Source organism: Methanoregula sp., assembly GCF_049686655.1.
Classification (GTDB): domain Archaea; phylum Halobacteriota; class Methanomicrobia; order Methanomicrobiales; family Methanospirillaceae; genus Methanoregula.
In genome coordinates, this window is sequence record NZ_JBAVIG010000079.1 from 35,264 (window position 1) to 51,822 (window position 16,559).

At 55.6% G+C, this 16,559-nt stretch carries 18 protein-coding genes; 11 read left to right on the top strand and 7 right to left on the bottom strand.

The genetic code is table 11. The features are described from left to right. Positions 1-100: 100 nt before the first annotated feature. The gene (locus tag WBL42_RS11770) at positions 101-1,213 is read right to left on the bottom strand and encodes a hypothetical protein (RefSeq protein WP_424721476.1); all 1,113 of its coding nucleotides are present in this window, start codon (positions 1,211-1,213) and stop codon (positions 101-103) included. A 159-nt stretch (positions 1,214-1,372) separates the two neighbouring features. On the opposite strand from WBL42_RS11770, the gene WBL42_RS11775 reads away from it, so the two are divergent. Both WBL42_RS11775 and WBL42_RS11780 read left to right on the top strand, forming a co-directional pair. Further along, positions 1,373-1,960: a hypothetical protein gene (locus WBL42_RS11775; RefSeq protein WP_424721477.1), complete on the top strand. Its 588-nt coding sequence runs from the start codon at positions 1,373-1,375 to the stop codon at positions 1,958-1,960. A gap of 214 nt (positions 1,961-2,174) precedes the next feature. Beyond that, entirely contained in the window at positions 2,175-2,840 is a 666-nt protein-coding gene (locus tag WBL42_RS11780; protein ID WP_424721478.1) for a flavodoxin family protein, read from the top strand. Between the two features lie 71 nt (positions 2,841-2,911). Here the strand turns inward: WBL42_RS11780 and WBL42_RS11785 are convergent, their stop codons facing one another. Continuing rightward, entirely contained in the window at positions 2,912-3,244 is a 333-nt protein-coding gene (locus WBL42_RS11785) for a 4a-hydroxytetrahydrobiopterin dehydratase (RefSeq protein WP_424721479.1), read from the bottom strand. Positions 3,245-3,370: 126 nt separating this feature from the next. Here WBL42_RS11785 and WBL42_RS11790 point away from each other — a divergent pair, with 126 nt between their 5' ends. From WBL42_RS11790 to WBL42_RS11820, 7 genes are all read left to right on the top strand, one after another. Further along, positions 3,371-5,515, top strand: coding sequence for a DEAD/DEAH box helicase (locus WBL42_RS11790; protein WP_424721480.1), 2,145 nt, complete (start codon positions 3,371-3,373; stop codon positions 5,513-5,515). 96 nt (positions 5,516-5,611) lie between these two features. Then, positions 5,612-6,064, top strand: a complete 453-nt coding sequence (locus tag WBL42_RS11795; protein ID WP_424721481.1) for a plastocyanin/azurin family copper-binding protein — start codon at positions 5,612-5,614, stop codon at positions 6,062-6,064. A 3-nt stretch (positions 6,065-6,067) separates the two neighbouring features. Further along, a complete protein-coding gene (locus tag WBL42_RS11800) occupies positions 6,068-6,286 on the top strand; it encodes a hypothetical protein (protein ID WP_424721482.1) in 219 nt (72 codons plus the stop codon). An 801-nt stretch (positions 6,287-7,087) separates the two neighbouring features. Beyond that, complete coding sequence (locus WBL42_RS11805) at positions 7,088-7,393, top strand: hypothetical protein (protein ID WP_424721483.1); 306 nt, start codon at positions 7,088-7,090, stop codon at positions 7,391-7,393. A 631-nt stretch (positions 7,394-8,024) separates the two neighbouring features. After that, on the top strand, positions 8,025-8,531 hold the full coding sequence (locus WBL42_RS11810) for a sensor histidine kinase (RefSeq protein WP_424721484.1): 507 nt from the start codon (positions 8,025-8,027) through the stop codon (positions 8,529-8,531). A gap of 41 nt (positions 8,532-8,572) precedes the next feature. Next, positions 8,573-8,719, top strand: coding sequence for a hypothetical protein (locus tag WBL42_RS11815; protein ID WP_424721485.1), 147 nt, complete (start codon positions 8,573-8,575; stop codon positions 8,717-8,719). Between the two features lie 97 nt (positions 8,720-8,816). Then, on the top strand, positions 8,817-9,197 hold the full coding sequence (locus tag WBL42_RS11820) for a response regulator (RefSeq protein ID WP_424721486.1): 381 nt from the start codon (positions 8,817-8,819) through the stop codon (positions 9,195-9,197). A 290-nt stretch (positions 9,198-9,487) separates the two neighbouring features. On the opposite strand, the gene WBL42_RS11825 is transcribed toward WBL42_RS11820, so the two are convergent. Beyond that, positions 9,488-10,219 (bottom strand): tRNA(His) guanylyltransferase Thg1 family protein, encoded by a 732-nt coding sequence (locus WBL42_RS11825; protein ID WP_424721487.1) that lies wholly within the window; start codon positions 10,217-10,219, stop codon positions 9,488-9,490. Positions 10,220-10,284: 65 nt separating this feature from the next. Continuing rightward, positions 10,285-10,551 (bottom strand): PRC-barrel domain-containing protein, encoded by a 267-nt coding sequence (locus WBL42_RS11830; protein WP_424721488.1) that lies wholly within the window; start codon positions 10,549-10,551, stop codon positions 10,285-10,287. A gap of 51 nt (positions 10,552-10,602) precedes the next feature. Between WBL42_RS11830 and WBL42_RS11835 the strand changes: the two genes are divergently transcribed. Both WBL42_RS11835 and WBL42_RS11840 read left to right on the top strand, forming a co-directional pair. Continuing rightward, positions 10,603-11,736 (top strand): CBS domain-containing protein, encoded by a 1,134-nt coding sequence (locus WBL42_RS11835; protein WP_424721489.1) that lies wholly within the window; start codon positions 10,603-10,605, stop codon positions 11,734-11,736. A 123-nt stretch (positions 11,737-11,859) separates the two neighbouring features. Beyond that, complete coding sequence (locus WBL42_RS11840) at positions 11,860-12,606, top strand: hypothetical protein (RefSeq protein ID WP_424721490.1); 747 nt, start codon at positions 11,860-11,862, stop codon at positions 12,604-12,606. Between the two features lie 179 nt (positions 12,607-12,785). Here WBL42_RS11840 and WBL42_RS11845 read toward each other — a convergent pair whose 3' ends face one another. From WBL42_RS11845 to WBL42_RS11855, 3 genes are read right to left on the bottom strand one after another with little or no spacing between them, the layout of a single operon-like run. Continuing rightward, entirely contained in the window at positions 12,786-14,438 is a 1,653-nt protein-coding gene (locus WBL42_RS11845) for a radical SAM protein (RefSeq protein ID WP_424721491.1), read from the bottom strand. After that, positions 14,435-15,055, bottom strand: coding sequence for a 6-hydroxymethylpterin diphosphokinase MptE-like protein (locus tag WBL42_RS11850; RefSeq protein WP_424721492.1), 621 nt, complete (start codon positions 15,053-15,055; stop codon positions 14,435-14,437). The genes WBL42_RS11845 and WBL42_RS11850 overlap by 4 nt, the downstream gene beginning before the upstream one ends. After that, positions 15,045-16,514: a DHH family phosphoesterase gene (locus WBL42_RS11855; RefSeq protein WP_424721493.1), complete on the bottom strand. Its 1,470-nt coding sequence runs from the start codon at positions 16,512-16,514 to the stop codon at positions 15,045-15,047. Before WBL42_RS11855 ends, WBL42_RS11850 begins: the two co-directional genes overlap by 11 nt. Positions 16,515-16,559: the final 45 nt, after the last annotated feature.

The following is a 16,559-nucleotide window of genomic DNA, read 5'->3' on the forward strand; positions in this document are numbered from 1 at the left end:
TTTTTCTGTCACACGCGCCTGTCACACTGGTCCAGGGCTTCAGTTAAAAAGAGATTTTTAAAAGAGATTTTTCAAATGAAGAGACCGTACCGCCCGGTGTTTACTGTTTCCCGGTTGCTTCGGTCAGTTTCTCCACGTTAGACCTGGTGAAGAACCCGTCAAAATCCCCGTACCGGTGGATATACTCGTTGACGATCAGGGTGTTGCGAGAAGGCTCGGAGAATATCTGTTTCAGTCCCTCCTCTTTGGAACCCACGATGTCGAGCAGGAATTCCATGCCGTCCTTTGCCAGGCTGTTGACAGTAGATTCAATCCGCTCTGTCCGGAATGCCATGTGGTGGACCCGGGTGCCATAGTTCTGTATGAACTTCTCGGTCGGCCCCGATTCGCCATCGCCGGAAAATGGCATAATCCCGGAGGTGAATACCATGGCAAAGTCCTCCTTCTCCCGTCTCGCCACGCTCGTGATTGAGTTGAGGGATCGGACATACACTCCGAAATCGTAGTGATGGTTCGTGAGACTGACGAACTCGAGGATCGCGGCGAGCCGGTCCTGTGCCCGGACCCGGGTCGCGGCATGGTCGAGCACGCCGATATTCCCGAGATGGGTGGATGCGGGCTTTGCGAGATCAGGAGAGATTGCTGTCCCCCCGCGGGGAACATAGGACTTTTTGCCGGTTTTCCACTCGATAAACCCAAGGGAATTTCCCGTGAACGGGGAGGGGGTGGTCTGGATGAAGGAGCAGGACGCCGATTCGAGCGGGCTGTCCGTGAGGAACCTGACGCCCCTTCCTTTCTGGATCTCGATGTACTGCAGAAGGTCAGGTGTAGTAAAGACAAAAGTTTCGAGCCGGGTATTCGGCAGGGAGCCGGTCAGCCGGCCTTTGTTCGCGCCATAAAACGGGTTCCCGGTTCCCTCACGGGAACGGACAATCAGTGATGCCGAACCCGGCAGGCCAAGCACATAGCTCTCTGATTCGGTATCGAAGAACGCCTCCGTAATGGTGAGCCCGGTATACCGCAGCAATTCGAAGACTGCCGGTACCAGCCTGTCCGTCCCGGTGGCAAGGATAACCGAGTCCAGGCCTCCAACCAATCCATCGAGCCCGGTGTCCCGCCGTTCCTGCATGACAATAGATGCTTTCTCCAGCAGCTCCCGCTCTTCCCGCGAGAGGGGCGGGGCTGCGGGTTCCGGATCCTTTCGGGAATTCATGGTATTGCCAGTACTCCTACTGTTAGGTGCCGCCACGCGCTCATAAAAAATTATGCATATTGCAGAAGGCGTGCAGCCAGAGCAACTCACCTCCCGCTACTCGCTTTCCGGAATAAATGCTATTTATATACACGCACAATAAGGAATAAAGGTGAATACATGAAAAATGTCCAGGAACCCACGTATTCCTTTGTTATTCTCACGCTCATCCTGATCGTTGTCGATACATTCCTTGCATTGATCTCAGTGAAATTAATCCCGGCAGCCGCAGGCGGCCCCGTCTCCCCGCTCTTTATCGCGGTTGCATTCATGATCCTCTTCACGCTCTGGTTTGGCGCGTATGGCGCGATCGCGGCCTATGTCGGGACGCTCGTCGGCGCCGGCCTGCTGGCGGCCGACAGTTTTTCCCAGCACCCGGAGATCGCGATCCTGTGGGCAGTTGCCGGACTCCTCCAGGTCCTCATCCCTCTTGTGGCAGTCAGGAGTTTCGATGTAGATCTCGCTATGGAGAATCCCCGTGACCTGACCTATGTGCTCATCTTTGGTGTGATCGTCAACAACCTCGTAGGGGCTGCATGGGGTACCTGGACGCTGGCGCTTGCCCAGACGGTGAACACCGGTAGTATCTTTGGCACATGGCTGATAGGGAATATCATCGTGACGATCCTGATCGTGCCGCTCGCGCTGAAACATTTCACCCCCAAAGTCCGGAAATCAAAATTGTTCGTGAAAAATTACTGGGATTAACACCAGCCCCTTTTTCCGGTTACTCCCAGAAGCTTTCCTGAGCGTGAACACCCGTCCCCGGCTTGAACGTTCCGGAACGGTAGACTCCAGGCCCCGCAGGTCCGGTCGTGCCGTGTCCCGGTGCGGATGGCCGATCATGCGGGGGATGCCCTCAGGGGAAACATAATCGTACTGCTTTATGGTTCCCCGGATGCACCACTACATGGTGAACCGTATGAAGATTATCGGTATCAATGCAAGCCCGAAGGGTGAGAAGAGCCAGACCCGGCGGCTCGTAGCCGGCGTGCTCGAAGGCGCACGGCAGGCAGGAGCGGACGTGACCTTCATCGACATCTGCGGCCTCGATATCCATTACTGTACCGCCTGCGGTGCATGCTATGCGAAGGGCGAGTGCATCCATGATGACGACTTCCCCGCGCTCTTTGAGAAGATGATGGACGCAGACGGGATCGTGTTCGGGTCGCCAAATTACATCAACCAGGTCACCGGCCAGCTCAAGACGCTGTTCGACCGGATGGCGGATACGGTCCACTGCCAGCAGTTTGCCGGCAAGTACGGCTGTGCGGTCTGCACCGCCGGCGGTTCGCTGGCCGACAAGGTGGCGGATTATATGAACAGTGCGCTCTTAAGCTTCGGTGCGACCACGGTCGGCCGGGTGGGCGTGCTCGTGGGTGCCGACCCGAATGCGATTGTTGTTGGGGAGAAGCAGGCAAAGGAGCTTGGCAAAAAACTGGCCGGGGCCATAAAGACGCAGTGGAAGGACTCAGATCAGGAAAAAATCCACCACGAGCGGAAGGAATATTTCAAGCGCCTCGTCTCGTTTAACAAGGAACCCTGGAAGCACGAGTACGATTACTGGAAAGGCCTTGGTGAACTCTGAAATAATTATCAAGGAGGTTCCCGTACTCCGTCATCATTTTACGATCGTTTTGGTATTTTTTAAAAAGAAAATTACGGGCGGTCTCCCATTCCGTTGAGTTTTGCTGCCATGATAAAGTCATTCATGGTGAGGCCGCCGGCGGGATAGGTATAGAATGAGATCTCGACGAACCGGGATTCTTTCATACAGAGGTCCGGGAAGTGGCCTTCGTCGGTTGCGAGACCGGTGATCTCCGAAAAGAATTCCATGCAGGCGGCTGCGTCGGGAAAAGTGAACGTGCGGACGATGTGCCCGTTCCGGAGTGCCCAGCCCGGTACCTGCCCGAGGAGCTCGATCGTCTCCTTCCGGGTGAGCGGCGGGGAGCCGGGCTTGTAGGTTGTGCACTTCTGTTGCGCGAGTTCCATGGTTATGTCTCGGTGCGCAGGACAAAAAAAGTTTCTCCCGGGGAATGACGGGGGCATCCCGCAGGGTTACCCCGGAATTATCCGAAGGATGCGGCCGGCCACCGGATCCTGACGGGAAAGGCCATAATGCCCGGGGCACAAACCTTGTGTATCGTGTCGTCCGTCTTCTCCTCCCTGCACGAGTCACTCCAGGGCGTGCTTTCCCAGCGGCTCGAGTGGACCGATCTCCGCGAAGTGCAGGAGCGGGCCTACACTGCGGTCTCTTCCGGTAATGACGTGCTGGTGATCGCGCCCACTGCTGGCGGGAAGTCGGAAGCTGCCCTCATTCCAGTGATGGATGATATCCTCAAACATGGCAGGAGCGGGATCGCCTGCCTCTACCTTTCGCCTCTCAAGGCGCTGATCAACGACCAGGAGGGGCGTTTTGCTGAGTTCTGCACCCCCACGTCCCTCACGGTGACGAAGTGGCACGGTGACGTCCCGAAAGGGGATCGTTCCTGGAAGGAAGGCGAGCCCCCGCATTTCCTGATGATCACACCGGAGTCCCTCGAGGTCCTCCTGCAGGAGCGGACCGTATTAGCCGATCTTAGGAATGTCCGCTCGATCATTATCGATGAACTTCACGCGTTCGTGGAGACTGACCGCGGGGTACAGCTCAAGGTCCTTCTTGACCGGATGGATGGGATCACCGGGCGGAAGGTGCAGCGGATCGGACTGTCGGCAACGACCGGCAACCCGGAGGAGGTGCTGGCCTGGCTCTCTGACAAACGTCACGGAGCAGAGCTGGTCGCGGTCCCGGCACCGCCAAAAGAGAAGCAGTTCAGTTTTCTCATCGAGCCTGACGAAAACCGGCGAATCGATGCGCTGGAAGGGATCGTAGCCGGTAAAAAGTCACTTGTCTTTGTCAACAGCCGGAGCGTTGCCGAGCACCTGGCCCAGGTTCTCGAGGGCCGGATCCGGAACCTTCACATCCACCACTCTTCGCTCTCGCCATCGACCCGGAAATCCGCGGAGGATGCGTTCCTCTCCGGTGACGGGGCCTGTATTATCTGCACGAGCACGCTCGAACTGGGGATCGATATTGGGGACCTCGACGTGGTGGTGCAGGTCGGCCCACCGGACTCTGTTTCCTCTTTCCTCCAGCGGATGGGCCGGAGCGGGAGGCGTGGCATGGCTGCGTACGTTGCCTGGATACTCAAAAACCCCTGCGAGCTGCTCTGCAGTGTCGCGATCATCGAATGTGCCATGGACCGGGAAGTCGAGGACCTGTGGCCGCCGGAACAACCCTGGAACGTCCTGCTGCAGCAGGTCTTCCTGTACCTGCATCACACGTCCCGGGCCGGCCGGGGAACGCTGATCAAGAACCTGCTCTCCCGGCCTGCCTTTCGCGGGATAAGCAGACAGGCACTGGACCGGGTGATCGCCCACCTCATCCAGGAGGGTTACATAACGACCGACGGGGAGATGCTGATGCCCGGGACCGGAGCGGAGCGGATGTTCGGCCGGTCGAACTGGAAAAATCTCTACTCGGTGATCAGCGGGGAAGGAGAGTACCGGGCGGTCACTCCTGATGGCGAAGTGGTAGGGAAGCTCGATGCACGTTTTGTCAACTCCCGGGCCGGAGAGGAGGTCTCACTTGGCGGCCGCACCTGGTCTATGGTGAAGAGCGACGAGGGACATAACCTTGTCGTGGTCGTGCCTTCCGGTGCCAGCTCCGCCCGCACCTTCTGGACCAGTGCCGGGGAGAGCAGCCTCTCGTCCCTCGTCTGCCGGCGGATCCAGCAGATCCGTGACCGGGGCGGGTCTGTCCTGCCGCTCAGGGACGAGGAGCAGGCTCTCCTTTCACCTCTTCTCGCAAAAATACCTGAATGTGGCGGGAAGGCGCGTCTTGTTATTATCGAGTCGCGGAGACACGACCGGCGGGTAGTCCAGATCTCCTCCCCGAACGGATGCCGGTTCAACCGTATTCTTGCAATCCTGCTCCAGAAACGGCTGGGAGGCAACGCCCGGGCCAGGTACAACGATTTTGTGATCCGGATCACTGGCCTGGGAAAGACGGACGGCCGGGAGAAGGCGGTATCGGAGCTGCTTGCCGTGCAGGCAATGGATCGGGTGGGGATTGGCCGCCTGCTTCCCCTGCCGCCCCGGGAGGGCTGGAAGTTTGCCTGCCTCCTTCCCGATGAAGTTTTCCGGGAGTTTGTGCTCGCGGAGCAGTATCGTATCGGGGAATTTCTTGAGACAATCGCAGGTTTTGAGGTGTGCGCTCCCTGATCCGGGGAATAAAGCCAGCGGTCTGCAGCGGTTTTCGCTCATCGCGTACCCGGGATCCCTGATCATTTTTTTTACCCGGGCTGCAGACAGTACGGTATGAAAAAAATGCCCGTGCTCTTATTCATCGCCGCGTGCCTCATTTCGTGCCTCATTATTACCGCTGGGTGCACCCAGTCATCTCCTACGTCTCCTGCAGGCACCCCGGTATCAACGCCTTCTGCGATCCCTACCGCGTCAATTACTTCTGTTCCCACAACTACCGTGATCCCTTCCGAAAGCACAATCCCGGTCTCTGACAATACCATTACCATAATGAATGATGCCTTCTCTCCGGCCAACCTGACTGTGAAGGCAGGTTCGACCGTCAGGTGGGTGAACGGAGATGATCACCCGCACCGGATTGAGTTTGCCAGCAAGGCGTTCTCCACGTCCACCTATCTCCTCGGGGCAGGCCAGTCTTTCAGCCAGGTGTTCAGCCGCCCGGGTACCTATGACTATGACTGCATGATCTACTCATTCATGCATGGGACCATCACGGTTGTGGAGTGATCCATGCTCCAGAATATCACGTATTTCCTCATTTTTGGCAGACCGTTGATCCTGTATCTCGGAGTCGTGACCATCCTCCTCTTCTTCCTGACGGCGTCAATTGCCATCCTGAACCGCAGGGGCATCCACACGATACCGTTTGCCTGGCACCCGCGGTGTGCGATCATCGCTATCTGCCTTGCTCTTGTGCATGGGACGCTGGGGCTTCTTGTGTATTTTTAAAAAGAAATACACATAATACCGTGTATTTTTTTATAATTGGAATACGCATAATGCCAGAATTTCTTCAATCTCCTAGGTTTTGATTTAAGACTTAGCCGTGAATCGAATCATCCAGGATAAGCCGGGGAACTTATAATGACAGGGATGTGATGTGAATGATTACCTGCCCGGAATATAGAAACGGATGTTGCATAACAATACATCCGCATGGTGTTATACTGAGAAAAACCATATCAGATTTACTCCTTGATTGCGTTTACAATAATGGTAGGTTTGTTGCTTGCCCGTTTGTTGAAATGTTAAAATCTGCCGATGGTATGGCATGAAAATACGTGGCCGCCTACGGATAATCCAGCGTTAACACTCACCCACTCCTCTCATCGATTTTAATATTGCAGTCTTTGTTTGTGTACCTTGGAAATGACCTACACCAATCAATGAACCTGGGGACAAGGGATCCTGTATTGTATACGATAGTTGAGAAAATCATCCAAATCCGGGAGAAAATCAAGGCAGTTTTTGGCAGTGCGAGTACGTGGAAAGATGAGATTATTTCAGAAAGATGCACTATTACTCCAGACGGCGATTTGATTATGATATTGAGATAGCTTTCCGCTGTGAATCATGTACGATAAGATGGGACTCTGATATATTGTCCAAAACACGAAGCAGACAAAAAGATGCTGATGCATTTGCAGTTGATCGGGGAATTTTAACGAAGTGAAATATTGGTCACCGGCCGCAGATGCATCCGGACCAAATTTACAAAATAATTTATATTCAAATAGCCTTTTTCAGAACATGTACCAAATATCCCCACGCGATTTTTCTAAATTAAATCGTGCCATCAGCAACGAGATTGAAAAGGTTTTGTTAAAGTTCGTTTCAGATGGTAAAATCAAGGTAATTCCTGATGAGAAACAATTAAAACCCACTACCGAAGATGAGAAACGAAAAAGAGGCAGACCGCGGCACAAGGTCAAAATTGATGAGAATCCCGGACAAAAAGAGAAAAGACCAATAGGTAGACCACGCAAAGCCAAAACCGATGAGTCAGAATCTGCCCATGGTTCTAAACGAAAACGCGGCAGACCAAAAAAATTGTAACTCCGGAAGTTGAAAAATCAAACTGAAAAATGGCATTGTCTAAAGATTAATCTGAAATGTCCGGCCGGGTCGCTCATTTTTATTTTGGCTTCCAGGAATAGAAATTGAATTGTTTGCGGCCAAAGCCGAACTGGAGAAGATGAAGAATGTGCTCTGTAGAAATCATTTTTAAATCATTTTTTTTCGAAGAGACGATGCCCCCCCCTCTTGCGCCACCAGTCTCCCGCGGGGGATGGGGCGCAGTGCGATGACCCGAGCCAAATGGCAGATAATACATCGTCATCGCAACTGGGGGATGCCATAGCGGCGGGGGCAAAGCCCAAAAGAGCGTCAGCGATTATGAGGTTTTCTAATAGAGCAGAAGAATGCGTAACTTATCCTCGCTAATTTTAATGATCTTGATCATCAGCATGCTCCTCATGGCCGGATGTACAGGTTCGACAGAGCTCCAACGGATGTCTCCCCCAGGTCCAACCGGTATAACCCTTCAACCCCCCGCAATGGAATCAGGACGGGATACGGAAGCAAATCAAATTGCTCAGGCTATCGATTATCTGGACAACCCGATCGTGCGTGAACCGCAACCTGCGGTTGAGATGCACCAGAACCGGGAGGAGGGGTCGACGTCTACATGCGTGATATCACCTCACGTAAACGAGTAGAAACGGAACTGATGCAGAAAAATGAAGATCTCAACGGTCTTAACGAAGAGCTCACAGCAACACAGGAAGAACTCCGCCAGAATATCGAAGAGCTCTCCAAAAGAGAGCAGGATCTCAACCAGGCTCTTGCAGAAAAAGAGGTCCTTCTCTCAGAGATCCATCACCGGGTCAAGAATAATCTCACCGCGTTCATCTCGCTTCTGAGCCTCGACGGCTCCTACGTGGACACCGTAGAAGGCCGGGCGCTCCGGAAGGATCTCCAGAACCGGGCCCGGAGCATGGCCCTGATTCATGAAACCCTCTACCGGACAGGGAAATTCTCGAACGTGGACATGAACGTCTACCTCACTACCCTTATCGGCCAGATCGCCGGCTCTTACGCAAAGAGTCAGGAGATCCGGATTGATATCGATATCCTGGGAGTAGTCCTCGATCTTTCCCGGGCCTCCACAGCCGGCCTGATCATCAACGCGTGACCAACTCGTTCAAGCATGCATTCCCACCGGCGTTCGATTGCATGGCAGCATGGGGAGAACCCTGTACGATCCGGGTCTCTTTTGTCCGCGAGAACGGGACGTATGTGCTCACGGTGGCCGATAATGGTCGCGGGCTGCCCCCGGAGTTCGATCCCCTGGCAACCGAATCACTCGGCCTCAAACTGTGAACTTCCTTGCCCGCCACCAGCTAAAGGCGGAGATCGAGGTCAGGACGGTCAAAGGCACTGAGTTTATTTTCCGGCTGAACAATAGGGAAGATTACGCATGACCGGGGAAACCATTCTGGTAGTGGAAGATGAAGGCCTGATCGCTATCCACCTGGTCCAGACACTGAAAACGGCGGGATATCATGTCTTCGACCCGGCTTACTCCGGCGAGATGGTGCTCCGGTTGCTCGAAAAGTCCCCGGAACCAGATCTCATCCTGATGGACATCAAGCTTGCTGGTATGCTTGATGGGATCGAGACTGCCCGGAAGATCCGGCAGCGGTTTTCGGTTCCCCTGATCTTTGTCACCGCCCATACCTCGGAGCACATGCTCGAACGGATGAGGGAAGTTGCACCTTACGGGATCATCATCAAACCGTTCATTCAGGAGGATCTGCTCGCTCTTGTCGGGAAAGCCGTGAACCGGCAGACCTCGTGATACAGGTGTTTATCAATCGTGGCATTTTTTCCACGGTTTCATCCCCCGTTCTTGCCCGGATCTGATCAGGCAGAACATCATTCACCGCCTACGAGGTCCAAATAAGGTTCTCCACTCGTTATTTTTCCAACGATCAGGATACCGATAGTTAACGATCCTAACTGGTAGAAAATGATGAATCCCGGACATTCCAGAGCCGGAAAAAGGAAATCTCTTGTAAGATTACTCTCGCCAACATTGACCGGTTCATTCTATTTGTTTGGACCGGGGTTTTCAACGGGGCAGAAAAATCAAATCCCGCCCAGCACCGTCTTCAGAAATTCCTGCCCCTCCGGGTTCGTGAACAACGGCAGGTCAGTATCGGCCGTGACCGCGCTCCGTTCTGCCATGACCGCTTCCCTTGTAATCGGGTTAAACCCTTCCTTCTCAGTAATTTTCTTGTACACAAGAGTCCCCCGCCGCTGCCATGCGGGAGTAGTTGCGAGATTGAACCCCCGCACGTGCATCATCTCGTGGAGGTCCCCGGATTGGAGTCCTTTGAGCTGGTCTGCTGCCTTTCTCGCATCCATCCCTTCCTCGATCAGGGCCTGCTGGCAATAGGCATTGATGTGGTTGCGCCAGGCCTCTGCCTGCCGGCTGGTCAGGTATTCCAGCGCAAACTCACGGGTGGCCGGGATCACCCGGGCATCGAAAGCGACGAGTGTGGTGCCGCCAAGGGCAAGCGTGAAGGAGCTCGCTGCAAACGAGGCGGCCACCGAATCCAGCTTCTCCACCCGCCCGCTGAACGGGAGCTTTGAGAAATAGAGGCTGATCTCATCGGAGAAAGTATACGCGAGATCGGGGTTGAGCCCGCTCTCGGCAACAAGCGACGTGCAGGCCGTCACCATCGCCTTGTGGAAGAACTCATCGAACGGCTTTTCAAGGCCAAGGCAATCTGCCAGACGATGGAAGGCCCGTCCGTCAAGTCGCACAAAAACGGGAGGAATTGCGGTGATTGCTGAAAATATTTCCCGGTTTTCCATACAAGTACCATACGGGAGGTCAGAAAATATTTGAGGGGTCTCCCGCTGTTCTCTCTCGGCTATCGTTACTCGTCTTCGCCGCTGCCACCGGTAAATGCGCCCGGCAGGTGACGGATAAGGACAATATCGTCGATTGCGCTGATGATTCGGTACGGGATCTTGAGACCCTTGAAGTTCTTGAGCTCAAAGAGCTCGTCGTTGACCTTGCTGACGACAAGGGCCTCGATCTTCTTCTGGTCCACATCGATCACAACATCTTCGACTTCGCCGACAAACATGCCCTTGTCCGTATAAATCTGAAGCCCGAACAGCTCGGTAATCTGGGTTTCCATCGTTATCAGATGAAAGTATATACTTAAGAGTTAAAAAGATAATCCTTTGTTATGGACGGGTCTTTTCGGATCGGGCGCTTATTTGGGATTCCGATCCTGATTCACTACACATTCCTGATCGTTATTCCCCTGTTTGCCTGGATCATCGGCAGCCAGATCACCCTGACTATCGATATGCTCAGGGAGATCTACCAGGTCCCTATCGATCTTACCGTCGTCACTGCCGGGTTTATGCCCTACGTGCTCGGGACGATCGTTGCATTGGGTCTTTTCTTTGGCGTGCTTGTTCACGAGCTCGCCCATTCGCTTGTTGCCCGCAGCAAAGGGATCGCGATCAACAACATCACGCTGATGATATTCGGCGGTATCGCAACTATGGAGGAGGGAGTTCCCGATCCGAAGGCAGAACTCCCGATGGCGCTGGTCGGGCCGATCGCCAGCCTCTTCTTTGGGATCGTGTGCAGCCTGCTCGTCTACGCCGTCCCGTCAATGACTGCGGACCCGGGCACGGCGGGGGTACTCGTCTTCATCTTCGGGTACCTCGGCGTGCTCAACATCATCCTGTGTGCTTTCAACCTGATCCCCGCTTTTCCCATGGACGGCGGCAGGGTGCTCCGGGCGTTCCTTGCAAAAAGGATGCCCCTCCACCGGGCCACCCAGATCGCCGCGGATATCGGCAAGGGGTTTGCAATTCTCTTTGGGATCATCGGGCTCTTTGCCTTCTCCCCGTTCCTGATCCTGATCGCCCTCTTCATCTACATAGGGGCAAACATGGAATCGAGTGCCGTCAGATACAGCCACCTCCTGCAGGATGTCACGGTTGGTTCCATGATGAGCTCCCAGGTCACGACCGTGCCGCCAACCCTCCCGCTGAGCCAGGTGATCAGCATGATGTATACAAGCAAACACCTCGGCTTCCCGGTGATCGAGCGGGATACCCTTGTCGGCATGGTGACACTCGCGGATGTCAACCGCACCTCCTCGATCGACCGGGAAGCGATGCAGGTCAGGGACATCATGACCCGGGACCCGATCACCCTCCCGCCCACGGCTCCGGTCATCGATGCCCTCAAGATCATGTCGGCCCGCAATATCGGCAGGATTCCCATCGTGGCAGACGGCAAAATCGTCGGGATCGTGACCCGCACGGATATTTTGAAGATCACCGAACTGAAGCAGATCTAGGCTCATGAGTAATCTGGATGGGGATCGGATCTGGCACAGGGAAGATCTCTTCCAGCGACACACTATTAGTTGCAAAAAATATTTCAAAAAATATTTAAATTAACGGAACGCTCTTTGTTTATAATGGATATGAACGGAAAGCTCCTGACAGATTGCCGCGATTTTTCCACACCGTTTATCCTTATCTCGGCAGTGTTCTTTGGCCTGTATATTTTCCTGGCAGCGGGAATTTTTGCCGATGTGATTCTGGGAACAAAGATGCTCTTTTTTCCAAAATCCGGCTTCATGTATATTTTCAATGGCACATTTTTCTATGCAGTCCTCATGATCGTCTCGTTTGCCGGGAGTGTCCTTCTGGTCAGGAGGATGAAGAAACGATCCCTGCGCTGGCAGGAAGGGCTTCCTCTCTGTTTTGTGATGGGTATCATTGGCATCCTGCTTGTCATATACACTTTTTATGAACCTTCAGACCCGGCGAGAAGATCCCTGATATCCGCAATCATCGGAGCGATACTCGCGTACGCGGCGCTGCCTGCCTGCGCTGTATATTTCCTGAATTACTGGGGAAAAACCTGTGGCAGTATATCAGCTACGATTATCAGAGTATCATCAGCGATTGGGATTGTCGGACTTGCTTTTTTGATAGGTCTGCTTTGGTACATGATTACCTATGTCCCGCCTCCGACATCCCCGTATCATGACAATTTCATGAACTTCAATCCGGCCGATGTGCTGATAATGCTCTTTGGTCTTTTCTACGGGGCAATTTTACTCCCGGCCGTTGGTCTGGTCTTTCTGGCACGCGGGTTGGAGTACCGGAAGATACCCACGGAGCCGGATCGTGATCGCCAGGCCCCGATAATACCATGATACTGTATTCTTCGGCGTTTGCCTCGATCTGGACCTGAACCGCCCGGGGAGCGTCCCTTCGGGGGCGACAGCGTTAATCATTGGGAAATAAGGGGCCCCCTCTGCCATCAGGAGGGATATTCCAGATTTCTGCTCCTTTTTATTGTTGACAACGTGGGCAATGAGTAAAATTAACTGGACTACGTTTTCAAAAACATGAGCTGGGAATCGATCACCGAATTCCCCGCCACCTTCCGGTACTCCGCAAGATCCCGGAACGGCCGCTTCGCAATGACCGAAGCCACCTTCTTCTTTCCCACGCCCGGCAGCCATTTGATGGCGGAGGCCGGCAATGTGTTGATCGGGACAGGGGCCGGCAGTGCCGTGATCGACCGCATACCCCAGTCCACGACAACGGCATCAATCACCAGTCCCTCGGGAAGCGGGAGGGGGAAACCCACGAGAATCGGGTACGATCCCATCTGCCTGCCGAACGAGAGGTCTCCTGAAATCTCGATACGGACATCCCGGAGGATAGTGCCGATCGGGTACACACGCTGGAGCATCGGGAGATCGATTGCGGTCCTGACAAACTCCTTGAACGCCCGGAATCTCCGCTCGTGCTGCCCGAGCGTGTTGTTCGTGAATACAGGTGTGCCCTCAAACGGCATCACCTGCCGGATATTTACGCGCCGGACGGATAGTCCCGCATCGCGGACCCGCACGAGGAACTGCTCGTTCAGCTCGTACGTCCTGTCGGTTTCCCCTGTAAGCCCGCAGACGAAGTTGAGGCCCGGGAGGAGCTCGGGCACATTGTCCCGGCGTCCCCCCCCTTCCCCGTTGACAATTTCGATTGCCCGGAAGACGTCATCGGGCTGTGCTTTCAGGTTATTCACCGCGACTACAGAGGGATCAGCCGTCTCCATCCCGAATGCGGCTACGTCACCCGAAGTGTGGTGCCTGATGATCGCCCTGAGTGCTTCCCGGGCCGGCTCCTCGTGTCGTGCAATCGTTTCAGGATTCGTGTTGTCGATATGGAGGGTCCTGAGGTCCGGGGCTGCTGTGCGGATAGCAGAGAACAGCGCCTCGATCTTCTCCGGCACCGGTGCGGGATATTCCCCCGGGCCGGCCCCGTACGCGAGGATGTCCGGCTGCCTCCCGACCCGGAAGTGCCGGGCTCCGTGGGCTTGGAGTGCCGCGACCTCCTCTGCTATTGCCGGAGTCCCCCGGTATTTCGGCAGGCCGTAGAATGGTTCCGTGCAGAACGAGCAGCCGCCCGATGCGCCGTGGGAACAGCCCCGGGCGGTCTCCAGTTCGCACATCACGTACGGGTAGTCCGGGTGTTGCCCGATGATCCCGCTGCCTGCCACGCTCCACGGGTCGGTCCTTCCGTAATCCAGCGCCCCGGCCGGGCCGTTGCCGGTGAGATAATTGTCGAGTGCAACCGCTGGTTCCCCGGTAAGCAGGGCATCGAACCCCCTGATCACCTGCCGTACCGCCTTCTGGCCGCCTTCCCCGGCATAACCAAACCCGATGGGACCGCCGATCAGTTTCTTCGGGCCCCTCACCATGTGCCCGACCTGCTGGATCTCGGTGAAGGTGGCAGGGGTCCCGCCGAGATACTTCCCCGGGACCGTCACTCCCGAGATCATGACAAGGAGGGAGGCCTTGTTGAGTTCAGCGGTCCGCAAAGGGTCTTTGCGGAGCTGGTCGATCGTGAGATAACGGACCTCATACCCGTGGGCGATCAGGGCACCTGCTACCGTGCGGATGTAGGGAGAGATGTACGGAGGGACCCCAAGGCACGCGGGCTCATCAACGTACCCGTCGAGGATGAAAGCGTTCGTCCTCATATGGTGAACCCGATCATTGCAAGGAGTTTGCGGGCAATATGGAGCTTACCTTGTTTCAACGGATCGACATCCTTATCGTCCAGATCGAAACCAGCGAGCGTGATGCACGAGGCCCCCAGTTCATCGGCAGCAAACACAGCCCGGTCGCCATCCGTGAACCCCCCGAAGTTGTGGACGTGGGGGAGGGGCGTGGCCTGCGTGGTCGCGACCACCGGGCCGGTAAACCGGGGCACCCAGTGCTTCAGGAGGGGGATGTTGTCCCCGTGGGCATGGATAACCACGATCGTTCCCTCCCGGTTCAGCTCCAGGAACCGGTCCGTCGCCCCATCAAGGTCCGTAAAGATCGCATCCGGCCGGATACCATTCGCATCGAGCACTTCAGCTGCCGCATCGGCCGCGAAGACCACGCCCCGTATTTTTCCCAGTTCATCTTTGAGGCAGGGGGCGTTTCCGCAGACCGTAACTTCATTACCCTCAGTGATGGTGACGAGCGAGAGGAGGTTGTCACGGTCCATGAGCGACGCGAGCAGCCGGGCTGCCTCCTCGTCCCCCTCGCGTTCGAACCCGAAATATGAGAGGATCCGGCAATAACAGGGTTCCCAGCGCTTATACTCCATTCTTCCTGCCCTCGTTCTCGAGCCCGACCAGGGTTTTGAACTTCTGCAGGACGGGCTCGATCACGATCTCGAGCAGCTGGGTCTTGTTCTCCACTTTGCCGAAGTAGTGGAGCGGGAGGGTGGCGGCGGCCATGTTCGGGTGGCCTCCGGCATCGCCCATCTCGCCGAACGCCTCGGAGAGGGCGTTGCCGATATGGAGCCGGATGTCCCGGTTGCGGGCCGAGATCACGATCGCGTTGTCCGTGATACCGTAGACGAGCGCCGTGTTCACGCCTTCGAGTGTGATCAGGAGATCGGCCGCCTGAGGGAGGGAATCGCGGTTCATGACATACCCGACATTTGCGAAGAGGTACCCGCTCTGGATCTTCCGCTCATGGATCGCCTTCCCGATGATGTCCAGCGTTTCCTGGGACATGGACGGCGACATGATCTTGTCGAGCAGGTCGGCATCGGTCAGCGGCAGGAGGAAGCCCGCGTAGTTGAGGTCCTGCGGGGTCACATTGCGCTTGAACTCTTTCGTATCCGTCCGGATGCCATAGAGCAGGGCGGTAGCGACCCGCGTGTCAACCGGCACGTCCAGCTCCTGCAGGTACTGGGTCATGATGCTCGCTGTTGCTCCGACCCCCGGGCGGATATCGACAAATGTGCTCTGGGTGGCCAGGTGCTTTCCCTCCTTGTGGTGGTCGATGGTGATATTGATCTTCGTCTGGGGCGGGATGTCGTTGTTTGCCCCCGGACCCGAGCAGTCGACAAGGGCAAGATAGCTGCACTTCGCGAGGGCGTCGTCAGTGAGGTGCTCCATCTTGATATCGAGCAGGTTGACGAAGGTCCGGTTTTCCTGGTGGCCGATGTTTCCTTCGTAAAAGATGCGGGTCGTGAGGGTCTTCGGGTTCGCGTGCTTTGCGATCTCCGCAAGCGCCATGGCAGAAGAGATCGCGTCGGGGTCCGGGTTCTTGTGGGTGATGATCCCAAGCGTGCCTTCCCAGCCGGCAAGCAGGGTGAAGAGCCGCTGGGAGATCCGGCTCGAATGCTGCTTCCGGATCTGGAAGATCGCGGACCGGGCAACCACTTCCTGCGGATAGAGGACGAATTCCGCGCCGGCAGCCGTGAGCTTCTGGCCGTTCACCGGGTCGATCGACCGGGCCACGATCTGGACCGCGGGATACCGCTTCTTAATAGTGAGGACGGCCGCAAGGTTTGCGTCCCCGTCCCCGGTCATGACAAAGGCGATCTCGAAAAGGGGGAGACCCGCGAGAAGATCCTGCGATGTGATATCACGCTGGTAGGCATCGTACTTCTGGTCCCGCAGGTGCCGCACGCGGGACTCGTCCCTGTCCACCACCACCACGCGCTCGTTCTCTTTTGCCAGTTCGAGTATAATGTTATAGCCGTTTGTCCCACACCCGAAAATGCAGTATTTTATCGGTCCCGGCTGCTCAAACGGGGCTTCTGGTGGCATGGTACAGAAGATGTACCATTCCTGCGTATTAAGGGATTCCAATGG

Bases quoted from the DNA above. Each gene is read 5' to 3' on its own strand.
- WBL42_RS11770 (WP_424721476.1), bottom strand. From the start codon at position 1,213: ATGAATTCCCGAAAGGATCCGGAACCCGCAGCCCCGCCCCTCTCGCGG.
- WBL42_RS11775 (WP_424721477.1), top strand. From the start codon at position 1,373: ATGAAAAATGTCCAGGAACCCACGTATTCCTTTGTTATTCTCACGCTC.
- WBL42_RS11780 (WP_424721478.1), top strand. From the start codon at position 2,175: ATGAAGATTATCGGTATCAATGCAAGCCCGAAGGGTGAGAAGAGCCAG.
- WBL42_RS11785 (WP_424721479.1), bottom strand. From the start codon at position 3,244: ATGGAACTCGCGCAACAGAAGTGCACAACCTACAAGCCCGGCTCCCCG.
- WBL42_RS11790 (WP_424721480.1), top strand. From the start codon at position 3,371: ATGCCCGGGGCACAAACCTTGTGTATCGTGTCGTCCGTCTTCTCCTCC.
- WBL42_RS11795 (WP_424721481.1), top strand. From the start codon at position 5,612: ATGAAAAAAATGCCCGTGCTCTTATTCATCGCCGCGTGCCTCATTTCG.
- WBL42_RS11800 (WP_424721482.1), top strand. From the start codon at position 6,068: ATGCTCCAGAATATCACGTATTTCCTCATTTTTGGCAGACCGTTGATC.
- WBL42_RS11805 (WP_424721483.1), top strand. From the start codon at position 7,088: ATGTACCAAATATCCCCACGCGATTTTTCTAAATTAAATCGTGCCATC.
- WBL42_RS11810 (WP_424721484.1), top strand. From the start codon at position 8,025: ATGCGTGATATCACCTCACGTAAACGAGTAGAAACGGAACTGATGCAG.
- WBL42_RS11815 (WP_424721485.1), top strand. From the start codon at position 8,573: ATGGCAGCATGGGGAGAACCCTGTACGATCCGGGTCTCTTTTGTCCGC.
- WBL42_RS11820 (WP_424721486.1), top strand. From the start codon at position 8,817: ATGACCGGGGAAACCATTCTGGTAGTGGAAGATGAAGGCCTGATCGCT.
- WBL42_RS11825 (WP_424721487.1), bottom strand. From the start codon at position 10,219: ATGGAAAACCGGGAAATATTTTCAGCAATCACCGCAATTCCTCCCGTT.
- WBL42_RS11830 (WP_424721488.1), bottom strand. From the start codon at position 10,551: ATGGAAACCCAGATTACCGAGCTGTTCGGGCTTCAGATTTATACGGAC.
- WBL42_RS11835 (WP_424721489.1), top strand. From the start codon at position 10,603: ATGGACGGGTCTTTTCGGATCGGGCGCTTATTTGGGATTCCGATCCTG.
- WBL42_RS11840 (WP_424721490.1), top strand. From the start codon at position 11,860: ATGGATATGAACGGAAAGCTCCTGACAGATTGCCGCGATTTTTCCACA.
- WBL42_RS11845 (WP_424721491.1), bottom strand. From the start codon at position 14,438: ATGAGGACGAACGCTTTCATCCTCGACGGGTACGTTGATGAGCCCGCG.
- WBL42_RS11850 (WP_424721492.1), bottom strand. From the start codon at position 15,055: ATGGAGTATAAGCGCTGGGAACCCTGTTATTGCCGGATCCTCTCATAT.
- WBL42_RS11855 (WP_424721493.1), bottom strand. From the start codon at position 16,514: ATGCCACCAGAAGCCCCGTTTGAGCAGCCGGGACCGATAAAATACTGC.